At 66.6% G+C, this 18,193-nt stretch carries 17 protein-coding genes; 10 read left to right on the top strand and 7 right to left on the bottom strand.

Going from position 1 to position 18,193, the window contains the following annotated elements; all coding sequences use genetic code 11:
- Positions 1-253: 253 nt before the first annotated feature.
- Entirely contained in the window at positions 254-541 is a 288-nt protein-coding gene (locus tag H2052_RS00550) for a PilZ domain-containing protein (RefSeq protein ID WP_293776640.1), read from the top strand.
- A gap of 4 nt (positions 542-545) precedes the next feature.
- Here the strand turns inward: H2052_RS00550 and H2052_RS00545 are convergent, their stop codons facing one another.
- Both H2052_RS00545 and H2052_RS00540 read right to left on the bottom strand, forming a co-directional pair.
- Positions 546-1,625 (bottom strand): potassium channel family protein, encoded by a 1,080-nt coding sequence (locus tag H2052_RS00545; RefSeq protein WP_293776638.1) that lies wholly within the window; start codon positions 1,623-1,625, stop codon positions 546-548.
- Positions 1,622-2,776: a glycosyltransferase family 4 protein gene (locus tag H2052_RS00540; RefSeq protein ID WP_293776637.1), complete on the bottom strand. Its 1,155-nt coding sequence runs from the start codon at positions 2,774-2,776 to the stop codon at positions 1,622-1,624. Before H2052_RS00540 ends, H2052_RS00545 begins: the two co-directional genes overlap by 4 nt.
- Positions 2,777-2,886: 110 nt before the next feature.
- Between H2052_RS00540 and H2052_RS00535 the strand changes: the two genes are divergently transcribed.
- From H2052_RS00535 to H2052_RS00525, 3 genes are all read left to right on the top strand, one after another.
- Entirely contained in the window at positions 2,887-4,629 is a 1,743-nt protein-coding gene (locus tag H2052_RS00535; protein WP_293776635.1) for a hypothetical protein, read from the top strand.
- 71 nt (positions 4,630-4,700) lie between these two features.
- Positions 4,701-5,354, top strand: a complete 654-nt coding sequence (locus H2052_RS00530; protein WP_293776632.1) for a TetR/AcrR family transcriptional regulator — start codon at positions 4,701-4,703, stop codon at positions 5,352-5,354.
- A complete protein-coding gene (locus H2052_RS00525) occupies positions 5,351-6,739 on the top strand; it encodes a protein adenylyltransferase SelO family protein (RefSeq protein ID WP_293776630.1) in 1,389 nt (462 codons plus the stop codon). The genes H2052_RS00530 and H2052_RS00525 overlap by 4 nt, the downstream gene beginning before the upstream one ends.
- Here H2052_RS00525 and H2052_RS00520 read toward each other — a convergent pair.
- The 5 genes from H2052_RS00520 to H2052_RS00500 form a co-directional block, all read right to left on the bottom strand.
- Complete coding sequence (locus tag H2052_RS00520; protein WP_293776628.1) at positions 6,718-7,995, bottom strand: N-succinylarginine dihydrolase; 1,278 nt, start codon at positions 7,993-7,995, stop codon at positions 6,718-6,720. The two genes, H2052_RS00525 and H2052_RS00520, sit on opposite strands and share 22 nt — an antisense overlap.
- Positions 7,992-9,425 carry a succinylglutamate-semialdehyde dehydrogenase gene (astD, locus tag H2052_RS00515; RefSeq protein ID WP_293776625.1) on the bottom strand — a complete coding sequence of 478 codons (1,434 nt, stop codon included), beginning with the start codon at positions 9,423-9,425 and terminating at the stop codon, positions 7,992-7,994. The genes H2052_RS00520 and astD overlap by 4 nt, the downstream gene beginning before the upstream one ends.
- The gene (locus tag H2052_RS00510; RefSeq protein WP_293776622.1) at positions 9,412-10,431 is read right to left on the bottom strand and encodes an arginine N-succinyltransferase; all 1,020 of its coding nucleotides are present in this window, start codon (positions 10,429-10,431) and stop codon (positions 9,412-9,414) included. Before H2052_RS00510 ends, astD begins: the two co-directional genes overlap by 14 nt.
- Before the next feature lie 86 nt (positions 10,432-10,517).
- Complete coding sequence (locus tag H2052_RS00505; protein ID WP_293776619.1) at positions 10,518-11,747, bottom strand: hydrolase; 1,230 nt, start codon at positions 11,745-11,747, stop codon at positions 10,518-10,520.
- On the bottom strand, positions 11,744-13,390 hold the full coding sequence (locus H2052_RS00500; protein WP_293776616.1) for a thiamine pyrophosphate-binding protein: 1,647 nt from the start codon (positions 13,388-13,390) through the stop codon (positions 11,744-11,746). Before H2052_RS00500 ends, H2052_RS00505 begins: the two co-directional genes overlap by 4 nt.
- A 100-nt stretch (positions 13,391-13,490) precedes the next feature.
- Here H2052_RS00500 and H2052_RS00495 point away from each other — a divergent pair, with 100 nt between their 5' ends.
- The 6 genes from H2052_RS00495 to H2052_RS00470 all read left to right on the top strand — a co-directional run bounded on the left by H2052_RS00495 (position 13,491) and on the right by H2052_RS00470 (position 18,179).
- Positions 13,491-14,249, top strand: coding sequence for an enoyl-CoA hydratase (locus H2052_RS00495; protein ID WP_293776613.1), 759 nt, complete (start codon positions 13,491-13,493; stop codon positions 14,247-14,249).
- A 90-nt stretch (positions 14,250-14,339) separates the two neighbouring features.
- Positions 14,340-15,086, top strand: a complete 747-nt coding sequence (gene cobA / locus H2052_RS00490) for a uroporphyrinogen-III C-methyltransferase (RefSeq protein WP_293776610.1) — start codon at positions 14,340-14,342, stop codon at positions 15,084-15,086.
- Complete coding sequence (locus H2052_RS00485) at positions 15,083-15,379, top strand: DUF2849 domain-containing protein (protein ID WP_293776608.1); 297 nt, start codon at positions 15,083-15,085, stop codon at positions 15,377-15,379. The genes cobA and H2052_RS00485 overlap by 4 nt, the downstream gene beginning before the upstream one ends.
- Positions 15,379-17,013, top strand: coding sequence for a nitrite/sulfite reductase (locus H2052_RS00480; protein ID WP_293776606.1), 1,635 nt, complete (start codon positions 15,379-15,381; stop codon positions 17,011-17,013). Before H2052_RS00485 ends, H2052_RS00480 begins: the two co-directional genes overlap by 1 nt.
- The gene (locus H2052_RS00475; protein ID WP_293776603.1) at positions 17,006-17,431 is read left to right on the top strand and encodes a DUF934 domain-containing protein; all 426 of its coding nucleotides are present in this window, start codon (positions 17,006-17,008) and stop codon (positions 17,429-17,431) included. Before H2052_RS00480 ends, H2052_RS00475 begins: the two co-directional genes overlap by 8 nt.
- Positions 17,424-18,179: a phosphoadenylyl-sulfate reductase gene (locus tag H2052_RS00470; protein WP_293776600.1), complete on the top strand. Its 756-nt coding sequence runs from the start codon at positions 17,424-17,426 to the stop codon at positions 18,177-18,179. Before H2052_RS00475 ends, H2052_RS00470 begins: the two co-directional genes overlap by 8 nt.
- Positions 18,180-18,193 lie beyond the last annotated feature (14 nt).

Below are 18,193 nucleotides of genomic sequence, written 5' to 3'. Positions count from 1 at the left end.
GCGATCCCGGCAACCGGTTTTTACTCCCCGACCTTCAACCCATCCGTTCTACTTTTCCAACGAACGCCAACATGTTCGACCGTGATCCTGTTCCTCTCAACCGATCACGGTCACACCCCGGCGGCGGCGACTGCGTCCTCCGAAGTCGCCGCCGCAAACCGGCCGGGGGGCCATACGACGGGGTGCATGTTGGTAACGCAGAAAAATACACACGGTTGCATCAGTGTTACTTCAAGTTGGGGGGAGTGTTGGAATGATTGACGACAGCAAAGGCGATGCGCGCGGACGGGTTTCCACCCGCATGTCCGGGGCAATCACGGTCGGTCGGAGGCGCAGCACGGTTGCTGTCCGCAACATTTCGCTGGGCGGCGCGATGATCGAGCTGCCAACGCCGCCTGACGAAGGCACCCGCATCCGGTTCGAAACCGAGACCACCGGCAAGGTCGATGCCCGCATCGTGTGGGTGATCGGCAACCGCTGCGGCCTGGTGTTTGAACGCGCCGCCGAAATGCCAGCCGGCAGGGCCGCCGCGATCGCCTGAAAATTCAGGCGGCGAGCGGCACGATTTCGAGGATGATATCGCCGGCAGCGATGCTTGTCGCGCCGGGCTCCCAGAAGCCGATCGCCTGATCGCCGCGAATGATGCGCACGGCGAGACCGCCCCCGCAGGAGGCGAGCGGTTTTCCGATTTCATCGGCTTGAGCCGGGCGCTCGACAAGCTGCACGCGCCCGGCCGCCGTCACGAGATCGTTGATATAATCAACGACGTGACTGCCGCCCGCCGCACGCGCGAGCAGGTGCCCGCCGAGCGTCACAGGGTTGATCACGGTGTCGGCGCCCGCCTTCCTGACGAGATCCTCATTGTCTTCGGATTTGATGATCGCGCTGATCCGCACCTTGGGATTGAGCTGGCGCGCGGTGAGCACAAGAAGCGCGCTCGTATCGTCGCGGCCGCCGCAGGCGATGAAGCTCTCCGCCGCCTCGATGCGCGCGAGCGACTGGGTTTCGTTGCGCGTGGCATCGCCTTCGAGCCCCATCACACCAACGGCAAGTGCCGCCTCCACGCGCGCGGGCGAAGGATCGATCACCACGATGCGCTGCGGATCGATGCCATTTGCGACGAGTTCATCGACCGCGGCGGTGCCCGTGGTGCCGTAGCCGGCCACGACATAGTGCTGCGTCAGGCGCGCGCGGATGCTTTTCATGCGCCACTTCTCCCACATGTGCTGGACGAGGAATTGATACGCGGTGCCGAGGAACAGCAGCCACACGAATAGACGGATCGGCGTGACCACCAGCGCATCGAACAGGCGCGCCCGATCCGTGATCGGAACGATGTCGCCGAAGCCCGTGGTCGTTACGGTGACGGCGGTGAAATACACCGCATCAATGAAGCTGATCTCGTTTTCGGGATCTGTCGCGTCGCGGTAGCCGTCGCGATCGAACCAGTGGCCGGCAAGCGCGATGCCGAGCAGCGTAAGGACGATACAGACACGCACCGCGAGGCTGCCGAGCGGCGAGAGCCTCGGCGGACGCCTGAGTCTTCCGCCGTCGTCGCGGGTGCGCGCCAGCAGGCCCGGCAGCGTCGGCCGCATGACACGGCGCAGGCGGTCCTCGATCTTCATGTCCTGCCTGTCATCGCGCGGGAATAAACATCGCGGTATCGCTCCACCATCACCGCCTCATCATATTCGGCAACCACGCGAGCGCGGTTCGCGGCTCCAAGTTCGGCGCGCAGCAGCGGATCGCCGATCATCCGCGCGAGCAGCCTGCCAAGCACCATGTCGTCGTCCACGCGCGCGATCATCGGCCGGTTGCGTTCGGAAACGATGGCGCGGACGTCGCCGACGTCGGTGGAGACCGCCGGCAGTCCGGCTGCCATCGCCTCGACGAGGCTCAAGGGAAACTGCTCGCTGTCTGACGACAGTGCGAAGATGTCGAAATGGCCGACGCACGTCTCGGGCTTGCCGAGGAAGCCGGGCATGAGCAGACGATCCGCGATACCCGCGTCCGCCGCGGCGGCGAGGATCGCCTCGCGCTCCGGCCCTTCACCGACGATGACGAGGCGCGCGGGGGCGCTGACAATGCGCGTCGCCGCTGCGAAGGCGCGGACGAGGCGTGGCAGGTTCTTCACCTTGCGGAGCCCCGCGAGCGTGCCGACGATGACCTCGCCTTCGCGCCGCTCGAAGCCGGGAATGCTGCCCGCAGGTGGCGGTGCGGTGAAAAGGGCGCTGTCGATGCCGTTCGGAATGCGAACCACGCGACCGCGCGGCTGCTTCCACGGGCCGAGTGCGATCCGCTCCAGCACCTCTGACGGCACGACGAGCGCGGACGCCGACGGCAGCGCAAGGCGGCGATAGAGCACGCGCGCGGGCTTCTGCCGAAGGGCTTCGTCGTCGTTGAAGCCGTCCTCGTGGTGGACGAGCGGGCGATGCGCGAACAGGCGGTTCGCCATCACCCCATCGAGCGCCCCCCAATTGTAAGTCAGCACGAGGTCATAATTGCCGCGTATGATCGCCGCGGCGATCGCCTTCAGCTTCGCAAGGGTGAGGCGTCCGGCGAGCGGCGGGAAATCCTGAAGCACGCGTGCTTCCACGTGCGGCGCGATCTGGCGGGCGGCGCCGACGGCCTCGGGCACCGCGCTCACGATGTCGTGCACGAACGCGTCTCCGAACGCGTTCATCAGGCGCACGGCGCGGGCCTCCTTGCCGCCGAGATCGAAGGTCGAATGCAGATGCAGCAGGCGCGGCCGGCTGGAAGGCGGCGTGAGTGACATGGTTTTGGCTTATAGCAGTGTTGATACGCCGATAAAGGCGTGACAAAGCGCGAGAAATTAACGATCACGCGGCATTCGTTGGGCGTACACGAACAGGAAAACGGAGCGGCATGGGCGGCTTTTATCTGTGCCGAGTGACGGGAGACGCCGACGAAGCGCGCATCGCCGCCGCCGAGGCGCAGTTTCGCCTGCACGGATTCACCCGGTTCACGCCGATCCGCAGTGCCGCGCACGCCGGCTTCCACGCCGCGCCGATCCACGACAGCCATGTCTGCGTCCACCGCGATGGAGACGATTTCATCGCGGTCGCAGGGACGCTCATCCACGACGGCAAGTTCGGCGAGGCGGCGCTCCGCACGCTGCTCGGCGACTTCCGCTTTCCGTTCGAAGACTGGTCGAACACGACGGGCCAGTTCGCCGCGATCGTCCACAAGGCGGGGCGGACCTTCGCGTTCACCGATTTCTTCGGCGCCTTCCAGCTCTTCCACGACGCGGACTGGAACATTGTCTCGACGAGCTTCCTCGCTGCCGCGAAAAGCCTCGACCGCGTCACCTTCGATCCGCAGGGCGTCTACGAGTTCGCATTCAACGTGTTTCCCACAGGCGACGATACCGTCGTCAACGAGCTGAAACGGCTGGGACCGGACGCGCAGATGGAGTTGGGCGCGCAGACCGTACGGTCGGCAGTGTCGAAGCCGCTGCCCGAACGCATCTCCTCGACACCCGTTGAAAAGCGCATCGCCGCGCAGGCCGAACGTCTGCGCGGTACGGCGCGCATCTATGCGGACGCCTTCGGCGACCGGATGCAGTGCCCGCTTTCCGGCGGGCTCGACAGCCGCCTCGCGCTCGCGCTGCTGCGTGACGCGGGGGTCAGCCCGCATGTCTATGTCTACGGCAGCCCCGGCGACGGCGATGTCGAGGTGGCGCGGCACATCGCGGATCATGAACATTTCCGCTTCGAACCGTTCGAGAAGGCCTCATTCGCGAGCATCACGCCCGACGACTTCCCCGCGATCGTCGCGCGCAACTTCCACGAGACCGACGCGCTCGTCACCGATGGCGGGCTGTTCGACAACGGCGGCAACGCCTACGCGCGTCACCAGCGGCAGGAAGGCGGCCAGCTCGCCGTTTCCGGCGGATGCGGCGAGGTGTTCCGCAACTTCTTCTACCTCCCCGACCGTGCGCTGACCGCCCGGCAGGTGATGGGGGCCTTCTTCGCGCGCTATACGCTCAGCGACGTCACCGACGCGTTCGACCCCGAAGGCTTCATCGACCGGCTGGAAGTGAAAGCGCTGAAGGCGATCGAGAAGCCAGGCGCAACGGGCAAGCTGCGCCGCACGCTCATTGAACAGCTGTACCCGCGGATGCGCTGCCGCGCGTTCTTCGGCCGCGAAATCAGCGTCGTGGGACGGCAGGGCGCCTATTTCATGCCGTTCTTCGACCACGAGGTGATCGCAGGCGCGCTGCAATTGCCGCTTGCCTGGAAAAACGCGGGCCGCTTCGAAGCCGCGCTGCTGACGCACATCGACCCCGTCCTTGCGGCCTATCCCTCAGACTACGGTTACAGCTTCGACCACCCGCCCACGCTGTCGCACCGCATGAACGAGCTCGGCACCCGCGTGCGGCCACCTTGGCTGCGTCAGCGCAGCTATGCGGTGCGTCGCCGTTTAGGGCCGATCCGCGATGAGCACGGCGGGCTGCTCACGCCCGCCTTCCTCGGCCGCGTGCTCGACCTGCATTTCCCCCACATGCAGCAATTTTTCAAAATGAAAGCGGTCAGCGACAGCGGTCTTTACCGGCGGATCGCGACGCTCGAATATCTGGCGCAGCATCTTGAGCGCCAGATCATTTGACACGAATCTTTTGACTCTCACTCAAAAGTTCCCATATCATCCATATCGACTGTGGGAGGATACCGAGGTTTATGGCAACGCGCGTAGCGGAAAGCCGTTCGCGGCGATACGATCCGGCGGAAACGCGCCAGCGCGTGCTGGAAGCGGCGAACCACCTGTTTTCGACGCAGGGCTTTGCGAAAACCGGCACCGCCGACATCGCCCGCGCTGCGGACGTTTCGGAAGGCTCGATCTTCTATCATTTCGGTTCGAAGCGCAGCCTTCTGGAAGAGCTGGGCCGCATGTACGGCGAGCGCATGTGTGCCGCGATGGAAGCCGGCGACCGGCTGGAAGACCTTGAACCCGGCATCACCATCCAGCGCTGCTTCGATTACTGCACCACGCAGAAGTCATGGGAAAACATCGTGAACGCCAACTGTGCGGGCACGGCGAGCCACGGCAAGATGGGCCTGAAATCGAACCCCGATGCCGAACCTTTCTACCGCGCCTCGCACGAGGTCGTCGCAGCGTGGGTGGAAAACCAGTACCGCGCGATGGCGAAGAAGTTCGACCTTACCGATGTCGACACGAAGATCGCTGCCGAACTGACCTATTCCGCGGTCGGCGCCGCGCTCGACATCGCCTTCGCGCCCGGTGCCGACGAAGCGCTGAGAAAGCGCGTCGAGGCGGAGACCATCCGCTATGTGCGCTGCGCCTGCCGCCTGCCGCACCCGCGCGAGGCATGACGGTCCGGTATCGTCCGGATCCCGCCATTCTCGAACTCGGCAGTGATTATTACGATCCCGTCGCGGCGGCGGACTTTCCGCAGACCACCCTGCGCTTCCGGAACCAACGCCATGCCGAAACGGTAGGCCTCGGCAATCTTACGGATGAGGCGTGGCTGCAGCATTTCGGCCGCTTCGCGCCGCTTCCGGGCAACCTCGAACAGCCGCTGGCGCTCCGCTACCACGGTCACCAGTTCCGCACCTACAACCCCGACATCGGCGACGGGCGCGGCTTCCTGTTCGCGCAGCTGCGCGATGCGGACGACCGGCTGCTCGATTTCGGCACCAAGGGATCGGGCCAGACGCCCTACAGCCGTTTCGGGGACGGCCGGCTGACGCTGAAGGGCGGCGTGCGCGAGGTGCTGGCGACCGAAATGCTCGAAGCGCTCGGCGTCTACACCTCGAAGAGCTTCTCCCTCATCGAAACCGGCGAGGCGCTGACGCGCGGCGACGAACCCTCGCCCACCCGCTCCGCCGTGCTTGTGCGCCTCAGCCACAGCCACATCCGCTACGGCACCTTCCAGCGCCTCGCGTATCTCAAGCAGCTGGAGGCAATCCCGCCGCTCGTCGACTATTGCCTGCGCCACTTTGTCGGCGGCACGCACGCCGATCCCTATGCCGCGCTGATGGACCACGCGGTGGCAGGCGCGGCGCGGCTCGCTGCCAGCTGGCGTGCAGCCGGCTTCGTTCACGGCGTGCTCAACACCGACAACATCAATATTCCCGCCGAGAGCTTCGACTACGGCCCCTGGCGCTTCGTGCCCCGCTGGGACGACGGCTTCACTGCCGCCTACTTCGACCAGTTCGGCCTCTACAGCTTCGGACGGCAGGCCGAGGCGCTGCAATGGAACCTGCACCAGCTCGCGATGGCGCTGCGCACTGTGGCACCGCCCGAAAGCCTGATTCCGGCGCTGAAGACCTATCCCGAACGCTATGAGGCGGCGCTCGCCGAGCGCTACCTGTGGCGGCTCGGCGTGAAGCCGCGCGACGCAAAATCCGATGAAGCGCTGGCGCTTTCCATCGAGGCGGCGCTCGGCGCGAGCCACATCGTGCCCGATCGTTTCTGGTTCGACTGGCGCGGCGGCACGCGGCGCGGACCGAGCCCGGCGGATACTGTATACGAAAGCGATGCCTTCGCGCCGTTCCGCACGGCGGTTTCGGCCTACGAACCCGCTGCGGACACCACGCATCCCTATTGGTCGGACGCCGAACCCTGCACGATGCTGATTGACGAGGTGGAAGCGATCTGGGCGCCCATCGACGAAGCCGACGACTGGAGCGCCTTCAACACGAAGATCGCCGCCATCCGCCGCATGGGCGAGGCTTACGCAAGCTCCAGACGCTGAAGGAGCGCCCGCCGCGCTTCCCACGCTGTTTCCCAAAGTGCGGGATTGCCGAGGTCGTCGGGCGCGATGCTTTCGGGCCAATGCATTTCGATCAGCCGTTCGAGCGCATCCGCCTTCGCACCATCGAGCAGGAAGCGCGGATCGATCGCGGCCAATGCCGCCTCGCTCACCGCGACACGGAGGCGGAGGCAGGCTGGGCCCCCGCCGTTTTTCATGGATTCGCGCACATCGATGAAATGGCAGGCGCGGATCGAACCGTTGCCCGCGAGCATGGTTTCCAGCCACGCCTTCACGCGCGCATTCTCCTCGCTCTCCTTCGGGAGCACGAGCACCATCTCCCCCGAGGGCAGCGTGACGAGCTGCGAATTGAACAGGTAGGAACCGATCGCATCCTCAAGGCTCACCGCGCTCGCCGGGACCTCGACGATCTCGATCTCGGGCAGGCGGCGGCGCAGCTCCGCATAGAGCGCCTCTTTGTTCTCGAACGCCTGCTCGTGCGCGAACAGCACGCGCTCGTTCGCAACCGCGACGACATCGTTATGGAACGCGCCGGCCTGGATCGCCGCGTCGGACTGCGGCCAGAAGATCGCGCCATGAACGCCGTTCAGTCGCGCGACCGCCTCCGAAGCGCGCCGATCCTGCCGTGACGGAAAGCGGCCCTGCCGGTCTTCGCCATAGATGAACACCTCGACGCCCTTCTCACCATGGGACGGGCACAGGCGCATGAAGTTCGCCGCACCTTCGTCCCCAAACCTGCCGGGCACGGCGGCGTGGACGGCGAAGTGCCGCGTGTCCGCGAACGCGATGGCGAGCTGCCGGTGCGTTTCGGTGTGTTCGATGCTGCGATGCGCCATCGTGGAGAGGTTGGCGGCCGTGATATGGACGCGCCCGTCCGCCGTATCAGGCGCGGGCGACACCGTTCCGGCGTTCGCGGTCCAGGTCGCCGAAGCGGACATGGCATTGCGGAACAGCACTGGGTCCGCCGCGAACGCCGCCGCGCAAACCTCCGCGTCGCTGCCCGCAAAGCCGAGCGTGCGCAGCCACGGCGCGTTCGGACGGTCGTGCGGCAACAGGAAGCCCTGCCGCAGGCCGAGCGACATCAGGAAGCGCATCTTGCCGAGGCTCTGCAACGCGGCTGCGCGCGGCCGCGACGTGCCGCCGGCGTTCTTCGCGCTGGCGATATTGCCGAAGCTGAGCCCGGCGTAATTGTGCGTCGGGCCGATCAGCCCGTCGAAATTCACTTCGACCGTGTTCATTCGTCGTCAGCCTTCAAACCCGTCGTGATCGCGCCGCGCACCTTGGCTTCCTCAAGGCTGGCGACCGGAAACGCGCAGTAGTCCGCCGCGTAATATGCGCTCGGCCGATGGTTTCCGCTCGCCCCAACGCCGCCGAACGGGGCGTTCGACGCCGCGCCGTTCGTCGGCCGGTTCCAGTTGACGATGCCCGCGCGGGCGCCCGACCAGAAGCGGTCGTAAAGTGCCTGATCGCCGCCGATAAGTCCGGCGGACAGGCCGAAGCGCGTGGCATTCGCCTCCATCATCGCGGCGGAGAAATCCGGCACCCGGATCAGCTGCAGCACGGGGCCGAACATTTCCTCGTCGGGGCGGTGGGGCACATCGGTCACGTCAAGAAACGCAGGGGTAAGGAATGGCCGGTCCGGTGTCATTCGCGTCAGCGGGCGGATGGCGACCGCGCCACCCGCCTTGAGCCCCGCGACCTGATCCAGAAGCCGATCAGCAGCGCGATTGTCACCCACCGGCCCCATGAACGGCTGCGGTTCATCGAACGGCGCGCCGACGATGAGCTTGTCCATGAGCGCCGTCACCTGCTCGATGAGCGCCTCGTGCTTGCCCTCCTCCACGATCAGGCGGCGCGCGCAGGTGCAGCGCTGCCCGGCGGAGAGAAACGCGGACTGCACGATAAGCGCAGCGGCGGCGGGAAGGTCCGTATCGCGCACGTCCCACACGATAAGCGGGTTATTGCCGCCCATTTCGAGCGCGAGGATTCTGTGCGGCGTTTCGGCGAACTGGCGGGCGAGCGCATGGCCTGTCGTGGCGCTTCCCGTGAACAGCAGCCCGTCGATGCCTTCGTGCCCAGCGAGCGCGCGGCCGACATCGCCGCCGCCCTGCACGATCTCCAGCGCGCCTTCGGGCAGCCCCGCCTGCATCCAGCATTCGCGCATCAGTGCCGCTGTGCCGGGGGTCAGCTCCGACGGTTTCAACACCACGGCATTGCCCGCGAGCAGCGCAGGCACGATGTGGCCGTTCGGCAAATGCGCGGGGAAATTGTAGGGGCCGAGCACCGCGAGCACACCGTGCGGGCGGTGACGAAGCTGCTGTGTGAAGCCCTCGCCCTCCTTCTTCCGGTTGCCCGTGCGCTCCTGATAGGCGCTGAGCGAGATATCGACCTTGCCGATGACGCTCTGCACCTCTGTCTTCGTTTCCCACAGCGGCTTGCCGGTCTCGCGCGCAATCATCGCCGCGAGATCTTCGCCGCGATCGCGCACGATGTTCTGGTACTTGCGCATCAGCTCGACGCGCTCCGAGAGGCGCACCGCCTCCCACCCCGGCTGCGCGGCGCGCGCCGACACGACGGCGCGGTTCACATCCTCAAGGCTGGCGACCGGCCCGCGCCACACGACCTCGCCGGTGGACGGATCGGTCGAGACGAGTTCAGGCTGGGACATGGCTGATCATTTCTCCGGGGCGAAGGCCGTGCAGCCGGATTTCGTCTGCTGTGAGCGAAAGGCCCTGCGGTGTTTCGGCGGCGCGGCTCTGCCAGGCGCGGAAGTCCTGCAGCGTGCCTTTTGCGAGGAGCGCGCTTACCGGGCCGTTCTCGCCGGGCGCGGGATCGGCGACCGGGAGCGAGCGGCACTGCTGCACGGTGCGGATGTTGTCAATGTAGGCGAAGACGGTGGGACCGCCGTCGAAGATGTCTATATAGCCTTCGTAGATGAAGCCCTCTTTTTCGAGCAGCTTCAGCGCCGGGACGCCGGTGTCGTGCGGCTTTCCGATCACCGCGCGCGCCTCTTCGGAGAGGAGCGCGGTGTAGATCGGATATCGAGGCATCAGGTCGGCGATGAACTGGTTGCCGTGGAGCGAATTGAAGCGGTCAGCCTCCTGAAACGGCATTTCGAAGAACTTGCGGCCGAGCCCGTCCCAGAACGGCGAACTGCCGTCCGGGTGGTGCCAGCCGCGAAGCTCGGCGACGACGCGGGTCGGGAAGCGCTCGCGGTGGCGCGCCATGAAGAGGTAGCGGCTGCGCGCGAGAAGGCGACCGAGTCCCTCGGCGCGAAGCTCCGGCAGCAGGAAGAGGCCGCCGACTTCGGCAGCGCCGTTGAAGTCGTTGGTGAGGTGCAGCACCTCCATCGTGATGTTGCGCCCCAGTTCCTTCGAGGTCTGGTTCACGGTGGCGATCTTGTAGGTGTAAAACGGCCATTCGCCGCCGAGGCGCGAGAAGATCATCGCGCTGCCGCCGATGCGGCCCGTCTCGGCCTCCTCCATCAGCAGCATGTAGAGCTCGTCCTGCGGAAGCGCACCGTCCCGCGCGAAGCTCTCGCAGCTCCAGCCGATGCGGCGCGCAAGCGCGTCCCGGTCCGGCGGCAGGTTGGTGAAGCCTCCGCCTGTCTGCTCGGCAAGCACGAGCAGGGCATCGACATCGTCCGCGCGCGCGGGCCGAATGAACCAGACCATATATACTCCCCCGGCGCGGGCGCGCCTTAACACGTGTGGTCGTGTATCGGGGACGATATCGTTCCGGCGATCGGCGCCGGTGCCGATCAGGCCCCGTGGCCGTCCCAGGCACCCTGCGCGAGACGCATCAGGATCAGTGCCGACAGCCGCGCCCTTTCAACAAGGGACGCGGTAAGCAGATACTCTTGATCCGAATGGATCGAGCCACCTCGTACTCCAAGCGTATCGACGACCGCAAGCCCCGCCGCGGCGAGATTATTGCCGTCGCAGACGCCGCCGGTGTCGCGCCAGCCGATGTCGAGACCAAGATCGAGGCCGCAGGCGCGAACGAGATCGAAGAGCTTCTGCTGGTGCGCGTCCATCGGTTTGGGCGGGCGCGCGAAGCTGCCCGAAAGCCGGATCGAAACGTCGTGCGCGGCAGCCACCGCACTGATCGCATCGGCGACGGCGTGCGAAGCGCGGTGCTGATCCTCGAAGGTCGAGGGACGCATGTTCCAGCGCAGCACGGCGGTATCGGGCACGACGTTGTTGGGGCCGCCGCCGTCCAGCTTGGCGACGTTCACGGAGAGCGTCGGGCCCTTCATGGCATCAAGCCGGAGCGCGAGGTCGGCGGCGGCGATGATGGCGTTGCGGCCCTCTTCGGGATTGCGGCCCGCGTGCGCGGCCCTACCCGCAATGGCTGCGGAGAAGTTGCCGCTGCCTTTGCGCGCGCCCGCGAGCGTGCCGTCAGGGAGCGAGGACGGCTCGAAGGTGAGGCCGATCTGGCAGCGCCGTCCGGTTTCGGCGAGCAGCGGCGCAGAGCCGAGCGAGGACACCTCCTCGTCGCTGTTGAGGATGATTTCCCAGCCGAGCTGACGGGCGAAGGGCGACGCTTCGAAGCAGCGGAGCGCCCAGAGCATGACGGCGATACCGCCCTTCATGTCGGCGACGCCCGGCCCGTTCAACACGCCGTCGGCCAGCCAGCGCAGCGCCTGAAACGGGTGATCGACAGGAAACACCGTGTCCATGTGCCCGGTCAGCAGCACGCGCTTGTTCGCCGGGCGGTCCATGACGATGTGGAGGTTGTCGCCGTGCGCAAGCGCATAGGTGCGGCCCGCGGCGTCCACCGCCTCGACGGGCGCGGGCGGCACGCGGCGGATCTCGCCGCCGAGCGGCGCGAAGGCTTCGGCGAGCACATCGGCATAGTGCGCGAGGCCCGCAAGATTGCGACTGCCGGTGTTGATCGCCGCCCAGCTTTCAATCGCCGCGAGCATGGGCGCGTGGGCATCGTCGAGGAACGCGAGCGCCCCCGCTTCGGCATCCGTGAGCCGGGTCATGCGTCGTCGCCCAGCCGTCTTCCGGGGGCGATCTCACGCGGGTCGGTCTTCACCGCGATGAGCGCAGGGACGCCGCTTACGCGGGCGCGGACGAGCGCGGCGGGGAAGTCTTCGGTGCGATCGACGGTTTCACCGTGACAGCCGAAGCTGCGCGCGAAGGCGGCGAAATCGGGGTTCACGAGCGCGGTGCCCGATTGCCGCCCCGGATAATCGCGCGCCTGATGCATCCGGATCGTGCCATACTGGCCATTGTCGACGACAATGAACAGCACATTGGCGCCGTAGCGCGCGGCGGTGATGAGCTCATTGCCCGACATCAGGAAGTCGCCGTCGCCCGCGAGCACCACGACCTCGCGCTCCGGCTGGAGCAGCTTCGCGGCGATCCCGGCGGGAACGCCGTAGCCCATCGCGCCCGATGTTGGCGCAAGCTGCGTGCCGATGCGGCGATGCTGATGGAAGCGGTGCAGCCACCCGGCGAAGTTGCCCGCGCCGTTGCAATAGATCGTGTCGGCGCCGAGCGTGGCATCGAGATGGCCGATTACTTCGGCCATGTTAACACCGTTTACAACGGACGTCGGTTGCACCCATGCCTCATAATCGGCGCGCGCGGCGCGGGTCCAATCCGCCCAGCGCGAACCATCGATCGCGAAGCCGAGTTCGCCGAGCGCCGCGCAGGCGAGCCGGATCGACGACTGGATCGCAAGCGCCGGACGGCGGACGCGCCCCAGCGTATCGGCATCGGGATGGATATGGACGAGGCTCTGTGCGGGGGTCGGCACTGCGGGCAACGTGTAGCCCTGGCTCGCCACCTCGCCGAGCCGCGTGCCGAGCGCGATGATGAGATCGGCGGATTTGACGCGCTCGATGAGCTTGGGGTTCGAACCGAGCCCCAGTTCGCCCACGTAGATCGGGTGCGCGTTGTCGAAACGGTCCTTGCGGCGCCATGAGGTGATGACGGGAAGATTCGCGCTTTCAGCGAAGCTCTGCACAGCGGCCACATCCTCGGCGGTCCAGCCCGGCCCGCCGAGCCAGAGCAGCGGGCGTTCTGCGGCGTCGAGCATGTTGGCGAGCGCCGCAATGGCAGACGCATCGGGCGAGGCCTGCGGCGGCTCGATGCGCGCGGTGACGGCCGCCTGCGCCTCCTCGACGAGAACATCCTCCGGCAGCGCAACCACCACCGGGCCGGGCCGCCCCGACAGGCTGAGCGCATAGGCCGAGGCGACGATTTCGTGCGCGCGGTCGGCGCGGTCGAGCACGAACACACCCTTGGCGAGCGCGCCGAACATGCGGCGGTAATCAACCTCCTGAAACGCCTCGCGCCCGATCATGTCGGTGCCGACGTCGCCGACGAACAGCAGCATCGGCGTCGAATCCTGAAATGCCGTGTGCACGCCGATCGAGGCGTGCGTCGCGCCCGGCCCGCGCGTCACCATCGCGACGCCGGGCCTGCCGTTCAGCTTGCCGTAGGCTTCCGCCATGTTGGCGGCGGCAGCTTCGTGGCGGCAGGTGATGAGCGCGATCCTGTCCTGCACGTCGTGCAGCGCGTCGAGCACGGCGAGGTAGGATTCGCCCGGAACGCAGAATACGTGGCTGACGCCCTGATGGACGAGAGTTTCGGCGATGGTTGCGGCCACGCTCGGCATGGGGGATCGGTGCCCGTGTGGGGGAGCGAAGTCAAGCCGTGCGAAGCCTCTCCCCTCTCGTAGCTATCAACTGCCGCGCGTTTCCGGCATTGAGCCCGGCATGACCGATCATATCCGCATCGAACGCGACGGCCGCGTCCTCGTCGTCACCATGAACCGCCCGGAGAAGAAGAACGCGCTGACGCACGCCATGTACGCGGCGATGGCGGACGCGATCGACGGCGCGCAAACCGACGACGGCATCCGCGTGGTGCTGCTGACCGGCGCGGGCGAGGCGTTCACATCGGGCAACGACCTCGTCGATTTCCAGTCGAATCCGCCGCGCGGGACGGACACGCCGGTCGCGCGCTTCCTGCGATCGATCCTGAACGCGGAAAAGCCGCTGATGGCGGCGGTGGGCGGCGTTGCCGTCGGCGTCGGCACGACGATGCTGCTGCACTGCGACCTCGTCGTGGTGTCCGAAAACGCCATGTTGCAGACGCCCTTCGTGGACCTCGCGCTGGTACCGGAAGCGGGATCGTCGCTACTGCTGCCCCAGGTCGTCGGCACGGCGCTGGCGAGCGACATGTTCCTGACCGGACGGCGGATTTCCGGCGAAGAGGCGGTGAAGATCGGCCTTGCCGCCCGTCTCGCCCCCCACGCGGAGCTTGAAACCGAAGCGCGGCGCATCGCGCAGGGCATCGCCGCGAAGGCGCCCGAGGCGGTTCGGCTGACCAAGGGCCTGCTGCGCCGGAATCGCGACGAAACCGCCGCGCGCCTGCTCCTGGAGAGCGAGCTTTTCACCGAGCGGCTGAAATCGCCGGAGTTCATGGAAGCCGCCACCGCCTTCATGCAGAAGCGTCCGCCGAATTTCGGCTGATTTCCGCGCGCTGCCAAGCCCCGCTTGGCGCACCCAAAGAAAGCCTTGCTTGGCCTTCGCGCGCGGGCAGACCATCTAGCGGCCATGACCATGGGCAAACTCATTCTTGTCGGCGCCGGGCCGGGTGATCCGGACCTGCTGACGCTGCGCGCTGCGCGGGCGCTCGGCCTTGCCGATGTCGTCGTGCACGACGGGCTTGTCGATGCGCGCGTGCTTGCCCTGGCGCCGCATGACGCCCGCCGCATCAGCGTCGCCAAGCGGCGCGCGCGCCACACGATGGCGCAGGACGACATCAACGCGCTGCTCGTCGCCGAGGCGAAGGCCGGAAACACCGTCGTGCGCCTGAAGGGCGGCGATCCGTTCATCTTCGGGCGCGGCGGCGAGGAAGTGGAAGCCGCGCGCGCCGCGGGCGTGCCCGTGGAGGTCGTCCCCGGCATTTCCTCGCCGCTCGGCGCGGCGGCCGAAGCGCTGATGCCGCTCACGCACCGCGATCACGCCTCGATCGTGAGTTTCGTCGCCGGGCAGTGCAAGGGCCTCACCGAACAGAATTGGGCGGGGCTTGCGGGCAAGGGCCGCACGCTGGTGATCTACATGGGCGTCGCCACCGCTGCCGCCATCGCCGAGAAACTGATGGGGGATGGGCTGACGCCGGACGTGCCGGTCGCGATCTTGGAACGCGGGACATTGCCGGGTGCGCGCGTCATTCGCAGCATCCTCGCCGATCTCGAAGGGACGGTAACGCGGAATGCGGTAAAGAGCCCGGCGCTCATCGTCGTGGGCGCGGTCGCCGCGCTTGGTGCGGACGTGGACATCAGAAAACTGGAGATGCAGGCGTGAAGCTGCTTACCGGAAACGATCTCAAGACCGGCGATGTCGTCTGGTGGACGGGCAGCGACTGGTCGCGCCATGTCGCCGAGGCGGTCGATGTGGATGGCCACGGCGAGGCGATCGCCGCCGCCGAGGAAGCCGCGCGCCGCGTGAACGCGCCTTATGTGATCGACGGCGAGCAAACGCCCGAAGGCCCCCGCCCCGGCCACATCAAGGACCGTATTCGCGCGCTCGGCCCCACCGTGCGGCTCGACCTCAATATCAAGCCCGCCGATCCGAAGGCGGGAAGCTGGGTGATCTGATGTACAAGTACGACGAATTTGATCAGTCGATCGTCGATGCCCGCGTCGAGGAGTTCCGCGACCAGGTGCAGCGGCGTCTTGCGGGCGAGATCAGCGAGGACCAGTTCAAGCCGCTGCGGCTGATGAACGGGCTTTACCTGCAGCTTCATGCCTACATGCTGCGCGTTGCGATCCCTTATGGCACGATGGACAGCCGCCAGATGCGGATGCTCGCGCACATCGCGCGCAAGTACGACCGCGACTACGGCCATTTCACCACGCGCCAGAACATTCAGTACAACTGGATCAAGCTGGAAGACGCGCCCGACATTCTCGCCGACCTTGCGAGCGTCGAGATGCACGCGATCCAGACGAGCGGCAACTGCATCCGCAACACGACGTCGGACCAGTTCGCCGGCGCCGCCGCCGACGAGGTGACGGACCCGCGCCCGTGGGCGGAGCTGCTGCGTCAGTGGTCGACGTTCCACCCGGAATTCAGCTATCTGCCGCGCAAGTTCAAGATCGCGATCGTCGCGGCGGACGAAGACCGCGCGGCGATCAAGCTGCACGACATCGGGCTGCAGCTTTACAACAATGATGCGGGCGAGCTCGGCTTCCGCGTGTTCGTGGGCGGCGGCATGGGCCGCACGCCGATGGTCGCGCCGGTGATCCGCGAATTCCTGCCGACGGGCGATTTCCTCAGCTATCTGGAGGCGTGCCTGCGCGTCTACAATCGCTACGGGCGCCGCGACAACATCTACAAGGCGCGCATCAAGATCCTCGTCCACGAACTCGGCGCGGCGGAATACGCGCGTCAGGTGGAAGAGGAATGGGCGCATGTGAAAACGCTCGGCCTCGATCCGCCCGCCGGGGAGTTCGAGCGCATCGCCGCGCAGTTCGCGCCGCCGGCGTTCGAAACCGGCATTGGCGATACGGTCGATCGCTCCGATCCCGATTTCGCGGTGTGGCTCGACCAGAACGTGAAGGCGCACAAGCAACCGGGCTATGCGATCGTCAATATCAGCCTGAAGCCGGTCGGCGGCATTCCGGGCGATGCGTCGTCCGCGCAGATCGACCTGATGGCGGACCTCGCGGAAACCTACAGCTTCGACGAGCTTCGCGTCACGCACGCGCAGAATATCGTGCTGCCGCATGTGAAGAAGGCCGATCTCTACACGATCTGGCAGAAGCTGGTTGCGGCCGATCTCGCGAGCGCGAACCTCGATCTCATCAGCGACATCATCGCCTGCCCCGGTCTTGATTATTGCAGCCTTGCGAACGCGCGTTCGATCCCGGTCGCGCAGAAGATCGCGAAGCGTTTCGAGGGCCTCGACCGGCAGCGCGATCTCGGCGAATTGAAGCTCAAAATTTCGGGCTGCATCAATGCCTGCGGGCATCATCACGCCGGGCACATCGGCATCCTCGGCGTCGACCGCAAGGGCACGGAGAATTATCAGCTGCTGCTTGGCGGATCGGGCGCGGAAGACGCGAGCCTCGGCCGCATCACCGGCCCCGGCTTCGACGAGGACGGTATCGTCGATGCGATCGAGCGCACGGTGGAGAAATACCGCACGCTCCGCACCGAGGGCGAACGCTTCCTCGATACCTACCGCCGCGTCGGCATGGACCCGTTCAAGGAGGCGATCTATGGATAACGCACTGCGCTTCCGCGACGACGCCGCGCACGAGGAACCGGCGGTGACGCTGGACGCTTTCCTCGGCCAGTCCAACGCCACGGCCGTACGACTGGAATCGGACGAAGATGCGCGCAAGCTCATCCCGCATCTCGGTCAGCTTGCCCTGATCGAAATCGCGTTCCCCAAGTTCCGCGACGGGCGGGGCTATTCGGCGGCGCGTATCCTGCGCGAAGCCGGGTACACGGGGGAACTGCGGGCGGCGGGCGACGTGCTCGTCGACCAGATCCCGTTCATGCACCGCTGCGGCTTCGACAGCTTCGCGCCCGAAGCCGACATCGACACCGATGCACTCGGCCGCGCGCTGTCGCGCTACGAGAACGTCTATCAGAAGGCGGCGGACGGACGTTCGCCGGTATGGGCTCTTCGTCATGGCTGATGCGGCCCGCAAGCTCGATACCATCGACGTGCGTCCTGCCTACACGCAGGAAGACGCCGACGCTCTGAACGCACGCTTCGCGGGTGTCGACACGCTCGAAATGCTGCGCACGGTGTTCGAGGAAAAGCTGCTCGGCAAGACGGCGGTCGTTTCCTCGTTCGGCACGGAAAGCGCGGTGCTTCTGGATCTCATCGCACGCGTCGATCCCACTGTGCCCGTTGTGTTCGTCGACACGCTCAAGATGTTCCCGGAAACCGAGCGCTACCGCGTGCAGCTGCTCGACCGGCTGGGGATGACCCATCGCGACGTCGTGACGCCCGATGCCGCCGTGCTCGAAGCGAAGGACGCGACCGGCCTGCGCTGGTCCTACGACCCGGACGGCTGCTGCGCGATCCGCAAGGTGGAGCCGCTCGCGCGCGCCAAACAGGGCCTCGACAGCTGGATTTCCGGCCGCAAGGCGTTCCAGTCACAGACGCGCGCCAACATTCCCCGCTTCGAGATCGAGGATGGACGCCTGAAGCTGAACCCGCTCGGCGACTGGGTGAAGGCCGACCTTGAGGCGTACTTCGCGGAGCGCGACCTGCCGCGCCATCCGCTGGAGGCCGAAGGCTACCTCTCGATCGGCTGCCAGCCGTGCACGAGCGTCGTGAAGCCGGGCGAAGACCCGCGCGCGGGGCGCTGGCGCGGCTGGGACAAGACCGAGTGCGGCATCCACACCGACAACGTGAGCGAACTGCCGAGCTTCTAGGAGGGCGAAGGGAC

The organism is Sphingosinicella sp., from assembly GCF_013911755.1.
Taxonomy (GTDB): domain Bacteria; phylum Pseudomonadota; class Alphaproteobacteria; order Sphingomonadales; family Sphingomonadaceae; genus Sphingosinicella.
This window is presented reverse-complemented; position numbering and strand designations above follow the sequence as displayed.

What these genes read in the sequence shown, in the direction of transcription:
- H2052_RS00550 (WP_293776640.1), top strand. Translation starts at nt 254, where the DNA reads ATGATTGACGACAGCAAAGGCGATGCGCGCGGACGGGTTTCCACCCGC.
- H2052_RS00545 (WP_293776638.1), bottom strand. Translation starts at nt 1,625, where the DNA reads ATGAAGATCGAGGACCGCCTGCGCCGTGTCATGCGGCCGACGCTGCCG.
- H2052_RS00540 (WP_293776637.1), bottom strand. Translation starts at nt 2,776, where the DNA reads ATGTCACTCACGCCGCCTTCCAGCCGGCCGCGCCTGCTGCATCTGCAT.
- H2052_RS00535 (WP_293776635.1), top strand. Translation starts at nt 2,887, where the DNA reads ATGGGCGGCTTTTATCTGTGCCGAGTGACGGGAGACGCCGACGAAGCG.
- H2052_RS00530 (WP_293776632.1), top strand. Translation starts at nt 4,701, where the DNA reads ATGGCAACGCGCGTAGCGGAAAGCCGTTCGCGGCGATACGATCCGGCG.
- H2052_RS00525 (WP_293776630.1), top strand. Translation starts at nt 5,351, where the DNA reads ATGACGGTCCGGTATCGTCCGGATCCCGCCATTCTCGAACTCGGCAGT.
- H2052_RS00520 (WP_293776628.1), bottom strand. Translation starts at nt 7,995, where the DNA reads ATGAACACGGTCGAAGTGAATTTCGACGGGCTGATCGGCCCGACGCAC.
- astD (WP_293776625.1), bottom strand. Translation starts at nt 9,425, where the DNA reads ATGTCCCAGCCTGAACTCGTCTCGACCGATCCGTCCACCGGCGAGGTC.
- H2052_RS00510 (WP_293776622.1), bottom strand. Translation starts at nt 10,431, where the DNA reads ATGGTCTGGTTCATTCGGCCCGCGCGCGCGGACGATGTCGATGCCCTG.
- H2052_RS00505 (WP_293776619.1), bottom strand. Translation starts at nt 11,747, where the DNA reads ATGACCCGGCTCACGGATGCCGAAGCGGGGGCGCTCGCGTTCCTCGAC.
- H2052_RS00500 (WP_293776616.1), bottom strand. Translation starts at nt 13,390, where the DNA reads ATGCCGAGCGTGGCCGCAACCATCGCCGAAACTCTCGTCCATCAGGGC.
- H2052_RS00495 (WP_293776613.1), top strand. Translation starts at nt 13,491, where the DNA reads ATGACCGATCATATCCGCATCGAACGCGACGGCCGCGTCCTCGTCGTC.
- cobA (WP_293776610.1), top strand. Translation starts at nt 14,340, where the DNA reads ATGGGCAAACTCATTCTTGTCGGCGCCGGGCCGGGTGATCCGGACCTG.
- H2052_RS00480 (WP_293776606.1), top strand. Translation starts at nt 15,379, where the DNA reads ATGTACAAGTACGACGAATTTGATCAGTCGATCGTCGATGCCCGCGTC.
- H2052_RS00475 (WP_293776603.1), top strand. Translation starts at nt 17,006, where the DNA reads ATGGATAACGCACTGCGCTTCCGCGACGACGCCGCGCACGAGGAACCG.
- H2052_RS00470 (WP_293776600.1), top strand. Translation starts at nt 17,424, where the DNA reads ATGGCTGATGCGGCCCGCAAGCTCGATACCATCGACGTGCGTCCTGCC.